This window comes from Rhizobium indicum (assembly GCF_005862305.2).
Classification (GTDB): domain Bacteria; phylum Pseudomonadota; class Alphaproteobacteria; order Rhizobiales; family Rhizobiaceae; genus Rhizobium; species Rhizobium indicum.
On record NZ_CP054021.1, the window covers coordinates 1,806,347 to 1,823,523 of the forward strand.

Genomic DNA, 17,177 nt, shown 5'->3' on the forward strand with positions numbered 1-17,177 from the left:
GCTGACGTGAGACTGGCACAATGAGACTAGAGCTTTCATTTGTCAGATGTCCAAGGGCTAAATATGATCCTGGTGACGGGAGGAGTCGGCTTCATCGGTGCGAATTTCGTGCTCGGCTGAGCTTGCGCTTCACGATGAACCAGTCGTCAACCTCGATGCGCTCACCTATGCCGGCAATCTTGAAAACCTTACGTCCGTGATGGCCATTCAAGCACCATAGAAGAAACTGTCGATCACTGTCTCAAGATTGCAACGGCACCCTCCAAACAGGTCCAAATTTGCCTTGTGACCGGGCCGTTGTGGGTGTTGTCGTGATCGCAGGATATGCTAAGGCCAATACCAGGAATTAATTAGGTGCAACTGAATGGATGACGCGGATGGCCCCTCGCCCCAATTGGTGAGAGCGCCCTTTTGCGGATCTCCGTGACGATCAATTCGTGACAGCATCCGCTGGCTGTGACCCTTTTACAAAGGGACGAGAAATTGAGGAGCGAGATCCGCTGTGTCAGATTATCTGTGAAAAACGACGCGGTTCTCCGGCCTGATCGAAATGTGAAGTAGGCGTCTGCTGGCGGAGGCTGAGGTTAGTCAAAGCATGAAAATTGGCATCTTGTTAGAAAACCCGATTCAGGTCGGTGGCGGATTCAATCAAGCAATCAATGCGATCGTACAACTCCAGCGTATCATCGGAAAACAGCATGAGGTCGTGGCTTTCACGACAATCAAAGCCAATCTTCAGCATCTCAAGCGGCTTGGAGTTCCCGCAGAATACCTGCCTGCCGCCGGAAGGCTATCTCGAATTGCACTCGCCGTGTTGCGCCGCTTAATCCGCAAGGAAATTGGCAAAGCGTGGATGGCAAACAAGATCGAAAATGCGCTGCTGAAAGCAGGCATGGATCTGGGGTATTTCGTTACACATTCCTCAACTCCGAACTATTTCCGCAAGCTCAACTACGTCACAACAGTCCTTGATCTCTGTCATCGGGACGATCTCGAATTTCCGGAAGTCAGCTCCGAAGGCAGATTCGAAGAACGAGAGCGGCACTTTTCCACATGCCTGCCACGTGCGGTCGCCGTCTTGGTGGCATCACATCAGCTACTGAAGAGGATTGTCGTTCGCTACGGAGTTGACGAAGAGCGCATGATTGCGATGCCGTTCGAGCCCTCTCCTTTCTTAAGTGAAGCGCATTCGATTGATCGCACAGCCGTGCTCGGCAATTACGGGCTGAGGGATGGCTATTATTTCTATCCGGCGCAATTCTGGCCTCATAAGAACCATATACGCATTCTTGAAGCGATCTCGTTGTTAAAGCAAAAGGCGGCCGTTAATTCCGACGTACGCGTGGTCTTTTCGGGTGCGGATAGCGGTAATTTGGCCTGGATCAAGCAGCAAGCGCAGCGGTTAGGCGTCTCTGACAATGTGACGTTTCTCGGCTTTGTACCGGTTGATCACATGCGCGCGCTTTACGAAGGCGCTCTGGCCGTCGTGATGTCGACTTATTTTGGCCCGACCAATCTACCGCCGTTGGAAGCGTGGGCAGTCGGCCGCCCGTTGATCTATTCGGCGCACCTCAATGAACAGGTCGGCGATGCGGCGTTGTTTGCCGACGCTAATGACGCAGAGCAGTGGGCCGACGCAATGTTGCGCATTCGGGATCCTGCGGTGGCAGTTGATCTGATCGAAAAAGGGCGTAAGCAGCTAAAAGCGATCGACACGGAGCGGCTCGAAGCCGAGACCCTATTCGTACATAGACTCGAGCAATTTGCGCAACGCAGGAAATGCTGGGAATAATCATGGAATGCGCACCAGTCATACTTTTTGTCTTCAATCGTCCCATGCATATGGCACGGACTATCGCTGCATTGCAGGCAAACGAATTGGCGGAACAGACGCCGCTGTTCATTTTTTGCGACGGTCAGCGCAATGAAAAAGAAGCGGAGCGCGTGCGCCAGGTCCGTGAACAGGCAAAGACGGTAACGGGTTTCAAGTCAGTCACTATCGTCGAGCGTGAAAAAAACTATGGCCTTGCCGGCTCCATCATCGATGGCGTGGGCCGTCTGTGCGAACAATATGGCCGCGTCATCGTCGTCGAGGATGACCTGATAACCTCGCCTGACTTCTTGCGCTATATGAACCAGGGGCTGGATCTTTATGCAGATGAGGAGCGCGTCGCCAGCATTCACGGTTACGCCTATCCGGTCCCCAACGACGATGCTCCCGAGAGCTATTTCCTACGTGGGGCGGACTGTTGGGGCTGGGCCACGTGGGCCCGGGCATGGAAACATTTCGAACCCAATGGGGCTAAGCTTCTGATAGGCCTGAAAGAGAAAGGCCTTGCCAAAGCTTTCGACTATGATGGGAACGCCTTTTTCCTGGCGATGCTGCGCAATCAAGTCAAAGGCAAGAATCAATCTTGGGCGATCAGGTGGCATGCCAGCGCTTATCTGGACAATATGCTGACTCTCTACCCTCGCCAGAGCCTTGTGGAGAACTCAGGGTTTGACGACAGCGGAGTCCACTGCAGCGATGTCGATTATTACGCCGGCAGCCTCGGGCATGCGCCGGGGAAATTGCAAAAGATCCCCGTTGAAGTTAACGAACAAATGCGACTGCGCGTGTTGGGCTTTTTCGCAAAGATGCGCCGCCAGCGGATGAATGATTTTTACAAGCTCGTATTCTCGGCCGGGGTCAAGCGCATACGCAAAGTAGTCGGTTTGGCGGCATCCTGACGCATCGGTCGATTTGGGAAAGAGAAACATGATAGAAAAGATCACGAACCGTGGCGAACTGCAGGCCATGATATTGCGGTCGAACTACACGTTCGATGGTATCCAATTTTTCACGCCGGACGAATTTTCGCAGCAACTCGCCTATATGAAGCGACCGACTGGCTATGTCATCCAACCCCACGTTCACAACGCCGTCGCGCGCGAGGTCCTCTATACGAAGGAGGTCCTGCTTATAAAGTCGGGCGTTGTCCGCGTGGACTTCTATTCCGACGCGCAGGAATACTACGAAAGCGCGATCCTGCGCGCTGGCGACGTCATCCTGCTTGCCTTCGGCGGACATGGTTTTGAAATCATCGAAGAAGCTGAAATCATCGAAGTCAAACAGGGACCTTATGCCGGAGAATCCGATAAGACACGATTTGTACCGTCGGTGCGGGAACTGAAGATAAAGGGTGTCGAATGATTCCGGTCAATGAACCGCTGCTGAATGGTAACGAGAGCAAGTATCTGCTGGAATGTATCGAGACCGGCTGGATTTCCTCCGAAGGCCCTTTCATCACACGTTTTGAGCGTGAGTTTGCCGCGACTGTCGGCCGCAAGCACGCAATCGCCGTTGCGAACGGTTCGATGGCTCTCGACGCTGGCATGATGGCGCTTGGCCTGGAGGAAGGCACTGAGGTCATCATGCCGTCCTTCACGATCATTTCCTGCGCAGCAGCCATCGTGAGAGCGGGTTGTGTGCCGGTTGCGGTGGATTCGGATCCTCTCACCTGGAATATCGATCCGACGAAGATCGAAGCAGCTATTACGCCGAAGACGCGCGCCATCATGGTGGTGCATATCTATGGCCTGCCCTGCGATATGGCCGCGATCAACGAGATCGCCCGCCGCCACGACCTCAAGATCATCGAAGACGCTGCAGAAATGCATGGACAGACATATAACGGCCAGCCTTGCGGCAGTTTCGGCGATGTCAGCATTTTCAGCTTCTATCCCAATAAGCACATTACCACAGGCGAAGGTGGCATGATCGTCACCGATTCCGACGCCCTTGCCGACAGATCTCGAAGCCTGCGAAATCTCTGCTTCCTGCCTGCCCGTCGCTTTGTTCACGAGGAACTGGGCTGGAATATGCGTATGACAAATATGCAGGCGGCTTTGGGTTGCGCGCAGCTTGAGCGCCTTCCGGAATTCGTCGAGCGCAAACGTGCGATGGGCAAACTGTATACCGAGCTGCTTCAGGACCTGCCCGGCATTCAACTGCCGTTGCCCGAGACAACGTATGCCCGGAATATCTATTGGGTCTATGGCATCGTGCTGAAGGACGAGATCGATTTCGACGCAGCCGAAGCGATGAAACGATTGGCGGCCAAAGGGGTAGGCTGCCGTCCGTTTTTCTGGCCGATGCACGAGCAGCCCGTTCTGCAGAAGATGGGCTTCTTCAAGGACGCAGATCTTCCCATCGCCGCAAAGCTTGCGCGCCGCGGCTTCTATATTCCAAGCGGCATGGCGCTGAGGGAAGATCAAATTCGCGAAGTCGCGGGTATCGTAGCGGAGGTCATCCGTTGACGACCAGTTTCGGATTGTACTCCCAGTATTACGATCTTCTCTATAAGGACAAGGACTACGAGGGCGAAACAGCTTATGTGAAAGCTCTGCTGGAGCGTTATGCCACCGGCCCAATCTCACAGATTATGGAGCTAGGCTCCGGCACCGGCATTCACGCCGAAAAGATCGCAGAAGCCGGATATGGGGTGCTGGGGGTAGAGCTGTCGGAAACCATGCTTGCGGCGGCCATGCCGAAGGCGGCACAGTCGGGCGGCAAACTTGATTTCAAGCTGGGCGATGCACGCACATTCCGGACGGATCGGCAATTCCAGGCGGTCATCTCCCTTTTTCATGTTTTGAGCTATCAGACGTCCGATGCCGATCTCGAAGCGATGATGGAGACTGTCTCCCACCATCTCGAAGATGGAGGAATTTTCATATTCGACTTCTGGTACGGACCAGCAGTCCTTTGGCAGCGGCCGAGCACCCGCGTCAAACGCTTGGAAAACGATGAGATTTCCGTCGTTCGCGTTGCAGAGTCGGTCGTGCATGACGCCGAGAACGTCGTGGATGTCAATTACACGATCTTCGCGACGGAGAAGCTGAGCGCCAAGACCGAAATGGTTTGCGAAACCCACCGCATGCGCTACCTCTTCCTGAACGAGATAAACCGCCTCCTGACGAATGCGGGGATGAGCCGTGTGATTGCCGAAGAGTGGATGTCCAGTTCGACGCCGGGGACCGAAACCTGGGGCGTCTGTGTCGTAGCGCGCAAGAACGCGGGCTGACTGTTGGCGATACATTTGGACGACCGAATTACCTTGCGCCGGAAGAGGATTGGTTTCTATCTCGGAGTAGGCCGCCATGCCGGTGGTATGTTCCAGTATGCGCAAAGCCTTGTGCAGGCCCTGTCTTCAATCGACGGCACGGACGTGGAGGTCATCGTTGCCTATGGGGACGAAGCCTGGCGCTCTGAACTTGATGCCAGCCCGCTGAAGACCGTCCCGCTGCAGCACTGGAAGCGGGGCGAGACACTTGCCAAGCTGTTCATGGTTCTGCCCGGCTCCGTAGCGCGTAACATCGCGAGATGGGTGAACCCACTCGTGCGGGAATTGACATCTCTCCAATGTGATCTGTGGATTTTTCCGGCTCAAGACGCCCTGACCTGGCAGATCAAGGAGCCCTCGATCGCAACCATTCACGATTTGATGCACAGATATGAACGCAGCTTTCCAGAAGCCGGAAGCTGGTTGCGCTTTCAACTGAGAGAAAGCCGGTTCCGTCACCTTGTGAACCAGGGCGTTGCCGTGCTCGTCGATTCCGAAACCGGGCGGCGGCATGTCATGGAAAGCTACGGTACGCCAGAAGATCACATATATCCGCTGCCTTATATCGCTCCGAACTATCTTACGGATTCGGTCGAGACGCCCGCCTTCGCCGAACGCTACCGGCTTCCGGAAAAATTCTATTTTTATCCGGCGCAATTCTGGCCTCACAAGAATCACTTGCGGCTCATACAAGCGCTGGCAGCCGCGCGCAGGACTCATCCGAACATGGAACTGGTCTTGGCGGGCAATACAAAGCGCGAATATGCGGCCGTCAAAGCGACAGCAAGCGAGCTTGGGCTATCCCAAGCTGTTCACTTCGTCGGTTATGTACCGGATTCGGATCTGGCTGGGTTTTATCGTCGTGCCAGAGGGTTGGTCATGCCGACTTTTTTCGGCCCGACAAACATTCCGCCGCTTGAAGCGATGGTGTGTGGTTGCCCCGTTTTGATATCGGACAAGTATGGTATGCGTGAACAGTGCGGCGACGCGGCTCTCTATTTCTCGCCGCAATCCGTCGCGGAAATTCAAGGGGCAATGAGCCGCCTGTGGGAAGATGAAGACCTACGTTCCTCTTTGATCAAAAAGGGGCTTGAAAGAGCTTCCTTGTGGAAGCAAGAAGATTTCGACCACCGTCTGAGAGAAATTTTGGGGCGTGTCCTCGATCGAGTCGCATGATACATGGCGTTGGTCCATGCAGTCCCCTGAGGCCGTAGAAAATATGGCACGAGTAACGGCTAACGGAGAGTTTGAGCGCATTAATATGACAGGTCACGTGACAAAACAGGAAGGGGAAAGCGGCACCGAACCCTGGGATATAGTCATCAAGCCGTCCGGCACCATCAGCGTCGGGCTGACGACCGCGTGGAAATATCGTGAACTTATCTGGATGTTCTTCAAAAGGGATTTCACGACATTCTACAAGCAAACCGTGCTTGGACCGGTTTGGTATCTCATACAACCGATACTGACGACGGTCACCTATTACATCGTCTTCGGAAAGATTGCCAATCTCTCGACCGATGGAATTTCCCCGCTTGTCTTTTATATGTCCGGCACCATTATCTGGAATTATTTCTCAGCTTGCCTCACCAATAACTCAGAAACATTTTCGAAAAACTCGAACTTGTTTGGAAAAGTGTATTTCCCCCGGCTAGTCGTACCACTCGCAGTCGCGATGAGCGGCCTGGTCGCATTTGCCATCCAATTCACGCTGCTGCTTACGATCTCTTTTGTTCTCTGGCTTAGTCAGGATGATATTGTGATCAGCTTGCGTTTCGTTTTCGCGACACCATTGATTTTGCTATATGTTGCAACGCTTGGTGTGGGAATGGGACTCTTGGTTTCCGCGCTGACAGTTCGATATCGTGATCTGGTTTATGCCGTCGGTTTCGTTACGCAGCTTTGGATGTATGCGACACCCGTCGTCTATGCTTTCAGCCAGGTTCCCGAACGATATCAATGGTTTTACTACCTCAATCCGATGACGACTCCGGTTCAGGTATTCCGTTGGGCACTTTTCGACGCGTCGCCGCTTCCTCTGAGCATTTGCCTGGCGAATGTCGCGGCCACTCTGATTATTATGTTTGGCGGCTTGATACTTTTTGCGCGGGCTGAGGCAACCGCTATGGATACCGTTTGATGAATGATATCGTTATACGCGCCGAGAATGTCAGCAAACACTATCGCTTGGGTATCATCAATCACGGCACCTTGTACCGCGACCTCCAAAGCTGGTGGGCGCGGTTCCGCAATCTGCCGGACCCCAATGCCTCCGTGTCGGATTACGCTTCCGACAGACAGAACAAGGCTCGGCTTAAGAACGATATTTTTCACGCCCTGGATGATGTCTCCTTCGAGATCTCCCGCGGCGATATCGTTGGCGTAATCGGTCGCAATGGGGCAGGCAAGTCGACCCTTCTGAAGCTGATGTCTCGCATAACGCGTCCAACCTCGGGCTATATTGGCATTCGAGGCAGGATTGCGAGCCTCTTGGAAGTCGGAACCGGCTTCCACCCCGAACTCACGGGCCGCGAAAACGTTTACTTAAACGGTGCCATTCTTGGAATGACACACTCCGAAGTTCGCAGGAAGTTCGATGAAATCGTCGAGTTCGCAGAAATCGGCGATTTCATCGACACCCCAGTCAAACGTTACTCTTCAGGCATGTATGTTCGACTTGCCTTTTCCGTTGCGGCACATCTGGAACCCGAAATACTTCTTGTCGATGAGGTTTTGGCAGTTGGCGACGTCAACTTCCAGAACAAATGTATGGGCCGAATGCGGGAGGTGACCAAGGCGGGCCGAACAATCATGTTCGTCAGCCATAATATGACAGCTGTAAGCAGTCTTTGCCCTCAATCCATTCTGTTGTCCGACGGTCGCGTAGCTGCCGTGGGCAGTACGTCCGATGTCATTCGCGCCTATCTCGACCGGCCTGAACTGAGCGGGAAGATAGATTTTGAAATCGACCCACAGGATGTCGACGGCAAGGCGGTGATCTCTCGCCTTTCCATCCGAAAGGAAGATGGCGAGTTAGCACAAACTGTTGAACTCACGAAGAATTTTATCATCGAGATGGAGTATGAACTGCGCGAGCCACTGACAGGGCTTTCCGTCGGGCTGCAGATCATGATGGAGGATGGTTATTCCTCGGTCATCAGCCTGTCTGATCCGGAACTCGACGTAAGCCGCCTCGACACCCGGTCCCCAGGTTATTATCGGGCACGAGTCGTCATTCCGGCTGGCTTGTTGAACACTGGAACCTTTTATCTCCGCGCCGGCATTTCCAGCCGTTTTTCGATCTATTCGGTGGTTGAGGGTATTCGGTTCGAAGTCGAAGACAATGTCGGGATCATCCAGATGCTGGGGCAGCAGCGAAAACCGTCGATTTCGGCGATCCAGCTCCCCTGGGATGTGAAGATGCTCTACCTCCGCGATTCTGAAGGCTTATTGAAATGAAGAAAGTACTCGTGACCGGTGCGGACGGCTTCATCGGCTCTCACCTCGTTGAAACCTTGGTCAAGGCAGGCGTGGAAGTCCGCGCCCTCTGCCAGTACAACTCGTTTTCCAGCTGGGGCTGGCTGGACCAGTCTGAATACCGCGGCAAGTTCGAGGTCATTCTTGGAGACGTTCGCGACCCGGCGCAAATGCGTGCCGTCGCTAAAGGCGTTGACACGATATTTCATCTGGCCGCGCTCATCGCTATTCCCTATTCCTATCAGGCGCCGTCCAGCTATGTAGACACCAACATTAATGGCACGTTGAATGTGCTTCAGGGCGCTCTCGATGCAAGCGTTGGCCGCGTCATCCAGACCTCGACCAGCGAGGTCTACGGAACGGCTCGCTTTGTCCCAATCAGCGAAAGTCATCCGCTGCAGGCACAGTCGCCCTATTCGGCGTCAAAAATCGGTGCTGACGCGATGGCCTACAGCTATCATTCGAGCTTCGACCTGCCGGTGACGGTCGCACGGCCTTTCAACACTTTCGGCCCACGACAATCCGCAAGGGCGGTAATTCCGACTGTGATTTCACAGCTTCTGAGCGGACGGACGACGCTGAAGCTTGGTGCGCTCTCGCCCACCCGGGATTTCAATTTCGTGCAGGATACATGCGACGGCTTTCTGGCGCTCGCGGCCTGCGACGAAGCCATCGGCCAGACGGTCAATATCGGCTCGGGCAGCGAGATATCGATCGGCGATACCGTTCGGCTGATCGCCGATATCATCGGCGTCAGCGTCGAGATCGAATGCGATGAACAGCGTTTGCGTCCGGCAAACAGCGAAGTGGAACGTTTGTGCTGCGACAACAGCCTGATCAAGTCTCTGACAGGATTTTCGCCGCGTTACAGCTTGGAAGATGGTCTGAAAGCGACGATCGACTGGCTGCGTCAGCCACAGAATCTGGCGAGATACAAGGCGGATATCTTCAATGTCTAGGCGCGCAGTCATTCTGGCCGGCGGAATGGGAACGCGGTTGCGGCCCTATACCGTCGTGCTTCCAAAGCCTTTGATGCCGATCGGCGACTATCCTATTCTTGAGGTGATCATTCGTCAGCTGATATCAGGCGGATTTCAACATATAACGCTTGCCGTCAACCACCAGGCCGAGCTGATCAAGGCTTTCTTCCAGGATGGCGACAAGTGGGGTGTACGCATCGACTATTCGCTTGAGGACGAACCTCTTGGCACCATGGGGCCGCTGCGGCTGATAAAGGATCTGCCGGAGAATTTCCTGGTGATGAACGGCGACATTCTGACGGATCTCAACTATGCCGATTTTCATGATGCTCACGTCCGCGACGGGAATATATTCACGATCTCGTCCAAGACGCGTCAGCATCGCATAGACTATGGCGTTCTTGACACCGGCGAGGCCGGGCTGTTGACCGGTTTTCGAGAGAAACCGACGGCCGAATACAAAGTCAGCATGGGCGTCTACATGGTGTCTTCGAGGGCCGTCGAGCACATACCACAAGGTGGTGCCTACGGCTTCGATCAGTTGATGCTTGATCTTCTTGCGGCCGGCAAGCCGGCCACGGTTCGAGATTTTGCAGGCTATTGGCTCGATATCGGACGGCCTGACGATTATGCCTTGGCGATCGAGCAGTTCGAATCCATGCGGTCCAGGTTCTTGAATGGTTGATGCCATCGTCACCGGTGCTGGCGGTTTTCTTGGGAGTCGTCTGGTCAGACGGCTTGAGCAAGCTGGTTTTGACGTGCTCGCGCTTGACCGAACGCATGGAGACATAAGCGAAGAAAAGGTTTGGCAGGAGCTTCCCGCCGCACGCACGCTGTTTCACCTTGCCGGCAGGACATTTGTTCCAGATAGCTGGAGCCAAGGACCGAGTTTCACGGCCGCCAACGTCCTCGGAACGCAACACGCTTTGAACTGGTGCAAGCGACACAAGGCCAAACTCGTGTTCGCAAGCGCCTATGTTTACGGGGTGCCTGACCGGCTGCCGATCCATGAAAGCGATCCGGTCAGGCCGAACAACCCTTATGCCCTTTCCAAACATCTTGCCGAACAGCTTTGTGAGTTCGCCGCCACGCACGAGCAGATACCGGTGGTGGTATTGCGTCTTTTCAATATATACGGCGCAGGGCAGCGACCCGAATTTCTGATACCGACGCTTCTGAACCAGATACGGGCGAAGCAGGAAATACAGGTCCTGGATCTCAGTCCCCGGCGAGACTATATCTTCGTTGACGATGTCCTGAGCGCCTTTGCCAAGGCCATGGACGTCGCGGAAGGCTACCATTGCATCAATATCGGCTCCGGAATGTCGTATTCGGTGCAGGAAATAATCGACATCTTGCAAGAAGCTGCCGGCACTGCTCTACCTGTAGTGTCATCTTGCACAGTTCGGCGGAATGAAATACCTGACGTGCGGGCCGATATCACGCGGGCTCGCACCATTCTCGGATGGCGGCCGGAATGGGATCTGCCGGCCGGGATGCGCGCGATGATGAAGGAGTCGTAAATTGAACGAACGTTACGTTCCGATCAACAAGGGCAACTACTCGATGGACACGGTCGAGCGCGAAGCCGCGTTCGACAAATTCCGGGGCGAAGGGTGGGAAGCCGAATACGCAGATTACCGTCGCAAATGGTCAGAATATGCCCTGACCCAGCAGGTTTCGGACTATCCGCTGCTGGTCGATCTTGAACTGGCATCGATCTGCAATCTGCGCTGCCCGATGTGCTATACGATCAGCGACGAGTTCAAGAAAAGTGTGAACACGACGCGGATGGACTGGGATCTCTACTGCCGCATCATCGATGAGATCGGCGGCAAAGTTCCTGCGATCCGTCTGTCGCTGCGGGGCGAGGCCACGCTGCACAAGCGCTTCGCCGACTGTGTGCGTTATGCCAAGGATCATGGGATCAAGGAAGTCTCGACCCTCACGCACGGCTTCAAGCTCAACAGAGACTATTTCGCTCAGCTTGTCGACGCCGGCATCGACTGGATCACCGTTTCAATCGACGGCACCGGTGAGACCTACGAGAAAATCCGCAAGCCGATCAAGTTCGAGGCCCTGCTCGACAAGATCAAAGACATCAAGAAGTACAAAGACGAGCGCGGGCTCCACCGTCCGGTCATCAAGGTGCAGGGCATCTGGCCGGCGATCAGGGAAAATCCGGATCTCTACTATGAAACCTTTGCGCCTCATGTGGATCTTGTCGCCTTCAACCCGCTGATCGACTATCTCGGCAACGATTCTGACGTTCAATATCTGGATAACTTCACCTGCCCTCAGCAATACCAGCGCCTCGTTATCGGCGCCGACGGGCTTGTGATGAAGTGCTCGAACGACGAGGAAAATCGCGAAGTCATTGGTGACGCGACGATGGAGACGGTACACCAGATTTGGCACGGCGAAAAAATGAATGCAGTCCGCGCCTTGCACAAAGAACCGCAGGGCTTCTTGAAAAGCGAAGTATGCCGCCGATGCTACCTGCCTCGCCTGACGGATGACGAGCCGACCGAAATCTGCGGCCGGAAAGTGATTGTCCGAAATTACGTGGATCGGGCTCAGGAAATCGGAAAATAGAGAAGCAGCCGGGAGTCGTATACTGGTCGTGTGCGGGATGACGTCGCTGTGCTACCGCTATTGGAACGCCGGCTGTATAGTGAATTGCAGGAGTAGCAGATGTTCCGGAACTACCGACCTGACCGGTGTTATATTATCGCCGAAATCGGCGGGAATTTTACGACTTTTGATCAGGCAAGACGGCTGATCAACGAGGCAAAGGCGTCCGGCGTGGATGCTGTCAAGCTCCAGACTTATCGCGCAGAGACCCTGTCGAGCCGCAACGCCATGTTCGATATGGAAAACACCGGCGTTACCTCGCAATTCGAGCTTTTCCGTAAGTATGAAATCGGTCACGAGCTTCACGAAGCGGTTTTCCGCTATGCCGAGGAGCATGGGCTGGACTGGTTTTCGTCGCCCTCACACGAAACGGATGTCGATCTGTTGGAGAAGTGTGGGGTTGGTGCCCACAAGGTGGGTTCGGACGATGCGGTCAACATTCCCTTTCTCCGCTATCTGGCAAAAACGGGCAAGCCGATAATCCTGTCGACGGGGATGTCGACGCTCGACGAAGTTCGGGAATCCGTTGCCGCAATCAAGGAGGCGGGTAATCAGAAGCTCATTCTGCTGCACGCCATCACAAGTTATCCGACGCATCCGGAAAATGTGAACCTGCGCGCAATGCAAACGATGATGGAGGCGTTTCCGGATCTCGACGTTGGCTATTCCGACCATACGTTGTCCCCCGTCGCCAGCCTTTGTGCTGCCGCGATGGGGGCACGGGTTATAGAGCGGCATTTCACCTACGACAAAGCCGCCGACGGTCCCGACCACATACTCTCCGCCGATCCGGCGGAAATGAAATGGCTTGTGGATGCGATACGTGCGTTCGAGATCATGAAGGGCAGTGGTCGCAAAGAGCCGGCAGCAAGTGAAGCGACGACAAGATTGAACAACCGCAAAAGCATTGTCGTCAATCGACCGCTCAAAGCCGGCCATGTCATCTCTGCCGGCGATATCTCTGTCAAACGACCTGGGACGGGAGTCGAACCTAAGCATCTCGAAACTCTTGCGGGGCGACGGCTCGTAAAGGATCTTGATGCGGACGCCGTTCTCCAGTGGAGCGATCTGGCGTGACGCTTGGCATCATTATCCAGGCGCGGATGGGATCGACCCGATTGCCGGGAAAGGTGCTTCGCGACATTTCCGGCAAGCCGCTTCTCGGACATGTCCTGGGTAGGCTTCAGATGTTGACGCGGCCTGCCAGGATTGTCGTTGCAACATCATCGGCCGGCGAGAACGATATGATCGAAGCCTGGTGCCTTGAGCACGGCGTAAGCTGCTTTCGTGGCGACGAAGCCGATGTTCTCGATCGTTATTTTCAATGCGCAAAATCGCTCGGAATGTCCGACATTGTTCGATTGACCGCGGATAATCCTTTCACTGACATCGAGGAGCTCGAAAGGCTGATCGATCTGCACCAAAGACAGGGATTCGACTACACGCATGCGTTCGGCCAGTTGCCTATAGGCGTCGGCGCCGAAATATTTACCTTCGAAGCGCTGTCGCGCAGTCATCGCGAGGGAAAACTGCCGCACCATCGCGAGCACGTGAATGAATACTTCACCGACCGGCCGGAACTGTTCAAGATCGGCCAGCTCGACGTGCCGCCGGCCAAAATATCCCCCGAACTGCGCCTGACGGTAGATACTGAAGAAGACTGGAGACGTGCCTGTGCTCTTACAGCGCGCGGGGGTGGGAACTGGCTCGGGACAGAAGAAGCGATCAGACTATGTTCGTCTTCTGCATAGAAAGTTCGCATGCACGCGGAATGGGGCATCTGTTTCGATCGTTGACACTCGCCACCGAACTGCGTTCGCGCGGTCATCCGGTCCTATTTCTAGCGAACGATCATCCGAATTCGTTGAGGATCATCCGGGAGCGCGGCTTTGACGTGGCGCTTTATGGTCTCGCCTCCGTGACCGGATGGGAGAATGGCTTTATCGAACCCGATGCAAGTTCCTCGGTCTGGATCAATGACCGCCTCAATACGCAGCGATCCCACAGTGAAGCGATCAAGCGTTTGGGCGCCAAGCTCGTTACCTTTGATGATCGTGGCGATGGCGCGGAACTTGCCGACATCAACATCTGCGCTCTCCTGTTCGAAAAGACGGAGGATCTCAAGGGCAAGGATGTTCGGCTGGGGGTGGAGTACATGATACTCAATCCGGAAATCGCGGCGTTTCGCAGGCTTCGGCAAAGCCTCGCGTCGATCCTGGTCACGCTCGGCGGCGCCGATACCTACGGCGTGACTGTCCGCGTCGCCAAATGGCTGAGCAGCAAGTCTTTTCCCGTCACGATCGTTACAGGCCCGAGCTTCCAGCACATGGCGGAGCTTGAAGAGGTCGTCGCGACCGCGGCACCCGATCGGTTCAAACTGCTCAACCAGGTGCCGTCGCTTGCGGCAGAGATGCATGGGCACGATCTGGCGATTACCGGCGGCGGTGTTACACCTTTCGAAGCCTGTGCGGCTGGCTTGCCGTGTGTGGTGATCGCCAACGAACCTTTCGAAATCCCGGTCGGACGTGCACTCGAGGGGTTAGGAGCGGCGTTCTTTGCCGGGCATCACTCGGCGTTCGATCTCGGCATCCTGGAAAAGCCGATCCCCATCAGGACCATGAGCGAGACTGCCATGGCCAAGGTTGACCTTGGCGGCGTCGGCCGCGTTGCCGATTTGCTTGAAAGACTGGCTGCATGACCATCACAGCGGTTATTCACCAGCCGGATTTCGCTTCATATCTCGGCTTTTTTCAGCGTTTTTTGAATGCCAACCTCTATATCGTTCTCGATCACGTTCAGTTTGTCCATGGCACGAGCAAGAGCTGGACGCATCGTGATAAAATAAAGACGGCACAGGGCGATCGGTGGCTCACCGTCGGAATCAGAAAGCCAAGGCTCGGCACCCGGATCAACGAGGTGGAAATGGCGCCCGGCACCGAATGGATTGACCAAAACCTTTCCCTGCTTCGCGAAAACTATCGCAAGTCCGCCGGTTGGAGCGAGGTCTTTCCGCGCATCGAGGCTCTCTACGGCAAGCGGTTCGATCTGCTGGCCGATTTCAACATGCATTTCCTCGAAGGCATCCTGGATATGCTTCAAATCACCATGCCAACAGTGCGGTCGAGTGCGTTAAGCCCGGAGGGGCATAAGAACGAATTGCTTATCGAACTGCTGCGCAAGGTAGGAGCAACACGTTATCTCTCAGGTCTCGGCGCGCGCGGCTATATGCAGCCTGAACTGTTCGAGGCAGCCGGGATCGAAATCGAATGGCAGCATTTCGTCCATCCGGTTTATCCACAGCCCTTCGGCGAGTTCATGCCCTATCTCAGCATCCTCGACACACTGCTGAATTGTGGTATTGCAGGCACGCGTGACCTGCTCTGGAGTTGCAAATGAATATTCTCGCGATCGGTGCCCATTTTGACGACGTGGAACTAGGCTGTGGCGGTGCATTGGCGCGTCACGCTACAAACGGCGACACGGTTTATGTCTATGTCGCGACCGTATCCGGCTTTTCCAACCAGTATGACCAGTCCGTCCGCAGCAGCCAGGTCGCCAGGGCGGAAGCGGATGCTGCGATGGACATTCTCGGCGTCCAAAAGATGTTCTGTGGTGAGTTCAAAACCCTTCAGATCGAATTCGTCGATCCGCTGAATATCGAGATCCTCAAGCTCGTGCAGGATCTGAAGATCGATATGGTCTACACCCACTGGGTCGGAGACATCCACCATGACCACCTGGCCTTGTCGCGCGCATCGCTGCACAGCTGCCGCCATGTGCCTCGTCTGCTGATGTACCGCAGCAACTGGTACCATTCGACCGTCGATTTCAGGGGGAATTTCTACGTCGACATCACCTCCCATTGGGACCAGAAGGAAAAGGCGATCCTTGCCCATGAATCCGAGATGGAGCGCACGGGGCGGAAATGGGTGAGCTTCTTCCGCAACGAAGCCGAGAACGCCGGCCAGCGCATCGGTGTAAAATACGCGGAGGTTTTTGAGGTGGTGAAGTGGCTGCAGCTTTGAGGAAGATTTTGACCTTTGGCTCCATGCTGCTCCCCTATGGTGTGCATGAGTTGAGGCGCAGGCTAAGTACTCGCCACAAATTCTCTGCTGATGTCGCGAGATCACTGGCAGAAAATAGACAGCTTGCTGGTCAGCACGAGGGTGGCCGCTGTTTTATTTTAGGGAACGGCCCGAGCGTCAAGGGCTTGGATCTGTCGCGACTTCATGGCGAAGCCGTTATAACCGTTTCCAACGGCTATTTGCACTCCGATTTTGGCAAGTTCCAGTCTCGTTATCATTGTGTCCCGCAGATTACCTACGTGACGATGACATCGGAGGACGTGATCGACTGGTTTAACGAGATGCATTCGCACTTGGGCGCCGCGGAACTGTTTCTCAGTTCTACTGAAGCGGAGCTCGTTCGAAAACACAATCTGTTTTCAGGGCGAACGGTTCGGTATCTCGTGCTCGGTGAAAGCTTCGACGAAAGAACATCAGAGGAAATCGTCGATATCTCTCAACCGGTCCCTCGTGTCGAGTCGGTGCCGGTGATGGCCTTGATGATAGCGATGTATCTTGGTTTCAAAGAGATCATCCTGCTCGGCGTCGACCACGATCGTTTCCTGTCATCAACCTACCAATATGCGTTCGACCTCAAGGTGCAAAAGGGAAAAGATTTCACCGTCAATGCGGACGGCACCCTGACAAGGAGCCGTCACGACGAGTTTCAGCAGCTGGCGCGGCTGTGGCGGCAGTATCGAGCCATCGCAAATATTGCCAAAGCGAATGGTATCCGCGTCGTCAATTCCACACCCGGCGGAGCACTGGACGAATTTGAGAGGCGGCCTTTCCAAGCTTGGTTCGAAGAATGAAGCGCCTTCATCCTGCGTCAGTACTGGTTGATAGAACAAACGCGCGGTTCGCTGTCGCCGATGTGTCTTTTGCGCAACGGCCAGATTTCTGTTGGTTCGTAAGGA

General features: G+C 54.8%; 18 protein-coding genes and 1 pseudogene. All 19 read left to right on the plus strand.

The window, feature by feature from the left end; genetic code table 11:
* Positions 1 to 63 precede the first annotated feature (63 nt).
* Positions 64 to 199, plus strand: a pseudogene (locus FFM53_RS36260) (dTDP-glucose 4,6-dehydratase); the annotation flags it as partial.
* 396 nt (positions 200 to 595) lie between these two features.
* Entirely contained in the window at positions 596 to 1,792 is a 1,197-nt protein-coding gene (locus tag FFM53_RS09025) for a glycosyltransferase family 4 protein (protein ID WP_138390715.1), read from the plus strand.
* Positions 1,793 to 1,794: 2 nt separating this feature from the next.
* Positions 1,795 to 2,730 carry a glycosyltransferase family protein gene (locus tag FFM53_RS09030; RefSeq protein WP_138390716.1) on the plus strand — a complete coding sequence of 312 codons (936 nt, stop codon included), beginning with the start codon at positions 1,795 to 1,797 and terminating at the stop codon, positions 2,728 to 2,730.
* A 28-nt stretch (positions 2,731 to 2,758) separates the two neighbouring features.
* Positions 2,759 to 3,193 carry a hypothetical protein gene (locus FFM53_RS09035; RefSeq protein ID WP_138390717.1) on the plus strand — a complete coding sequence of 145 codons (435 nt, stop codon included), beginning with the start codon at positions 2,759 to 2,761 and terminating at the stop codon, positions 3,191 to 3,193.
* Positions 3,190 to 4,299: a DegT/DnrJ/EryC1/StrS family aminotransferase gene (locus tag FFM53_RS09040; protein WP_138390718.1), complete on the plus strand. Its 1,110-nt coding sequence runs from the start codon at positions 3,190 to 3,192 to the stop codon at positions 4,297 to 4,299. Before FFM53_RS09035 ends, FFM53_RS09040 begins: the two co-directional genes overlap by 4 nt.
* On the plus strand, positions 4,296 to 5,066 hold the full coding sequence (locus tag FFM53_RS09045; protein ID WP_138390719.1) for a class I SAM-dependent DNA methyltransferase: 771 nt from the start codon (positions 4,296 to 4,298) through the stop codon (positions 5,064 to 5,066). Before FFM53_RS09040 ends, FFM53_RS09045 begins: the two co-directional genes overlap by 4 nt.
* 15 nt (positions 5,067 to 5,081) lie before the next feature.
* Positions 5,082 to 6,281: a glycosyltransferase family 4 protein gene (locus FFM53_RS09050; RefSeq protein ID WP_246413126.1), complete on the plus strand. Its 1,200-nt coding sequence runs from the start codon at positions 5,082 to 5,084 to the stop codon at positions 6,279 to 6,281.
* An 85-nt stretch (positions 6,282 to 6,366) separates the two neighbouring features.
* A complete protein-coding gene (locus FFM53_RS09055; protein ID WP_138390736.1) occupies positions 6,367 to 7,245 on the plus strand; it encodes an ABC transporter permease in 879 nt (292 codons plus the stop codon).
* Positions 7,245 to 8,564: an ABC transporter ATP-binding protein gene (locus FFM53_RS09060; protein WP_138390720.1), complete on the plus strand. Its 1,320-nt coding sequence runs from the start codon at positions 7,245 to 7,247 to the stop codon at positions 8,562 to 8,564. Before FFM53_RS09055 ends, FFM53_RS09060 begins: the two co-directional genes overlap by 1 nt.
* Complete coding sequence (locus tag FFM53_RS09065) at positions 8,561 to 9,541, plus strand: NAD-dependent 4,6-dehydratase LegB (RefSeq protein ID WP_138390721.1); 981 nt, start codon at positions 8,561 to 8,563, stop codon at positions 9,539 to 9,541. Before FFM53_RS09060 ends, FFM53_RS09065 begins: the two co-directional genes overlap by 4 nt.
* A complete protein-coding gene (locus FFM53_RS09070; RefSeq protein ID WP_003545678.1) occupies positions 9,534 to 10,247 on the plus strand; it encodes a nucleotidyltransferase family protein in 714 nt (237 codons plus the stop codon). Before FFM53_RS09065 ends, FFM53_RS09070 begins: the two co-directional genes overlap by 8 nt.
* Positions 10,240 to 11,085: an NAD-dependent epimerase/dehydratase family protein gene (locus FFM53_RS09075; RefSeq protein ID WP_138390722.1), complete on the plus strand. Its 846-nt coding sequence runs from the start codon at positions 10,240 to 10,242 to the stop codon at positions 11,083 to 11,085. The genes FFM53_RS09070 and FFM53_RS09075 overlap by 8 nt, the downstream gene beginning before the upstream one ends.
* Before the next feature lies 1 nt (position 11,086).
* Positions 11,087 to 12,157 carry a radical SAM/SPASM domain-containing protein gene (locus FFM53_RS09080; protein WP_138390723.1) on the plus strand — a complete coding sequence of 357 codons (1,071 nt, stop codon included), beginning with the start codon at positions 11,087 to 11,089 and terminating at the stop codon, positions 12,155 to 12,157.
* Between the two features lie 99 nt (positions 12,158 to 12,256).
* Positions 12,257 to 13,273, plus strand: coding sequence for an N-acetylneuraminate synthase family protein (locus tag FFM53_RS09085; protein ID WP_138390724.1), 1,017 nt, complete (start codon positions 12,257 to 12,259; stop codon positions 13,271 to 13,273).
* Complete coding sequence (locus FFM53_RS09090; protein ID WP_138390725.1) at positions 13,270 to 13,947, plus strand: cytidylyltransferase domain-containing protein; 678 nt, start codon at positions 13,270 to 13,272, stop codon at positions 13,945 to 13,947. The genes FFM53_RS09085 and FFM53_RS09090 overlap by 4 nt, the downstream gene beginning before the upstream one ends.
* Positions 13,929 to 14,894, plus strand: coding sequence for a PseG/SpsG family protein (locus FFM53_RS09095; RefSeq protein WP_138390726.1), 966 nt, complete (start codon positions 13,929 to 13,931; stop codon positions 14,892 to 14,894). The genes FFM53_RS09090 and FFM53_RS09095 overlap by 19 nt, the downstream gene beginning before the upstream one ends.
* On the plus strand, positions 14,891 to 15,592 hold the full coding sequence (locus FFM53_RS09100; protein ID WP_138390727.1) for a WbqC family protein: 702 nt from the start codon (positions 14,891 to 14,893) through the stop codon (positions 15,590 to 15,592). The genes FFM53_RS09095 and FFM53_RS09100 overlap by 4 nt, the downstream gene beginning before the upstream one ends.
* Entirely contained in the window at positions 15,589 to 16,221 is a 633-nt protein-coding gene (locus FFM53_RS09105) for a PIG-L deacetylase family protein (protein ID WP_138390728.1), read from the plus strand. Before FFM53_RS09100 ends, FFM53_RS09105 begins: the two co-directional genes overlap by 4 nt.
* Complete coding sequence (locus FFM53_RS09110) at positions 16,206 to 17,072, plus strand: motility associated factor glycosyltransferase family protein (protein ID WP_138390729.1); 867 nt, start codon at positions 16,206 to 16,208, stop codon at positions 17,070 to 17,072. Before FFM53_RS09105 ends, FFM53_RS09110 begins: the two co-directional genes overlap by 16 nt.
* The last annotated feature ends 105 nt before the right edge of the window (positions 17,073 to 17,177 follow it).